At 72.4% G+C, this 1,251-nt stretch carries 2 protein-coding genes; both read left to right on the top strand.

Annotated features, from left to right (window positions below):
• Positions 1–198: 198 nt before the first annotated feature.
• Positions 199–1,038: a bifunctional DNA primase/polymerase gene (locus M0638_RS28170; RefSeq protein ID WP_248670274.1), complete on the top strand. Its 840-nt coding sequence runs from the start codon at positions 199–201 to the stop codon at positions 1,036–1,038.
• On the top strand, positions 1,035–1,251 hold a 217-nt coding region (locus M0638_RS28165), incomplete at its 3' end, for a hypothetical protein (protein ID WP_248670273.1). The genes M0638_RS28170 and M0638_RS28165, both read left to right, overlap by 4 nt.

The following is a 1,251-nucleotide window of genomic DNA, read 5'->3' as shown; positions in this document are numbered from 1 at the left end:
TCCACCGGCTGTACGGCAGGCTGGTGGAGCCCCGCCAGTGATGCCGCGCAGTCCCCAAACGAACAGCGCCCGAGCCCCTGGCAGGGGGATCGGGCGCCTATCCGAGCATGGAGAGATCAGCCCCATGGACGGCTCCCGACAGGGTACGCCAAGTGCCAACGGCACCGCAACCATCCAGCCGGTGCGGAGGCAGCGCCGGTGAGCCTCCACCCCGATCTCGAGCGGCTCGCCCTCATCGGCTGGCGCCTCGTGCCGCAGACGCCCAAAACCCGGAAGGGCTACTGGCGTGGCTACCGCGACGATGCCACCCACGACCTCGATACGCTCGAGCGGTGGCAGCGCGAGTACCCCCACGCCAACTGGTGCGTCGAGACCGGCCCGGCGTCGCGCATGTGGGTGCTGGATGTGGACGTGCCATCGGCTGGGCACGCGGCCGATGGCATCGCCGCGCTTCGGCGCCTGATCGAGCAGCACGGCCCCCTGCCCGATCGGCCAACCGGCCGCAGCGGCAGCGGCGGCTACGCCCTGGTCTTCCGCTGGACTGACGACGCCCCCACCCGGAGCCGCACCGGTTGGCCCGTCGCGGGCCTGGACGTGCGCAGCCATCGCGTGGTGCAGACCATCGCGCCCAGCATCCATCGCCACACCGGCAAGCCCTACAAGTGGGCCATCGCCCCTTGGGAAATGGCTGCGCCGCCGGCCCCGAAGTGGTTGCTCGAGGCCTGCGCGCCACCGCCAGAGCCCAAGCTGCCGCCGCGCCCCATGCTGCCCACCACCGACAAGGCGATGCGCCGCCTCGACCGCGCCTGCGTCGAGGTGGTGGGCGCCGTGTCCGGCACCCGCAACGCCACCCTCAACAAGCAGGCCTTCGCGGTCGGCCGCTGGCTCGGCGCCGGTCTGCTGGGCGAGCATGAGGCGGTCGGCGCCCTCTACGCCGCAGCGCGCCACGCTGGGCTCGAGGACCTCGAGGCGCGGGACACCATCCGGTCAGGCCTGACCGCCGGCGCCGCCCGGCCGGTCGAGGCGCGGTTCGCATGAACCACCAGCGCCCCATTCCAGAGCGGATCGACGCCGCCGTGAACCTGGCGCGGCTGGACGACACCGCCCGCCTTCACCTCGAGCTGATGCGGGACGACAACCGGCGCGTCCTGCCGGCCCTTTCCAACGCCCTGCTCATCCTGGCCCTCGACCCGATCCTGGCCGGCATCGTCGGCCGCGACGACTTCAAGGCCGAGTTCGTGCTGCGCTTCG

Origin of the sequence: Roseomonas acroporae (assembly GCF_023223525.1) — a bacterium.
GTDB lineage: Bacteria > Pseudomonadota > Alphaproteobacteria > Acetobacterales > Acetobacteraceae > Roseomonas_E > Roseomonas_E acroporae.
This window is presented reverse-complemented; position numbering and strand designations above follow the sequence as displayed.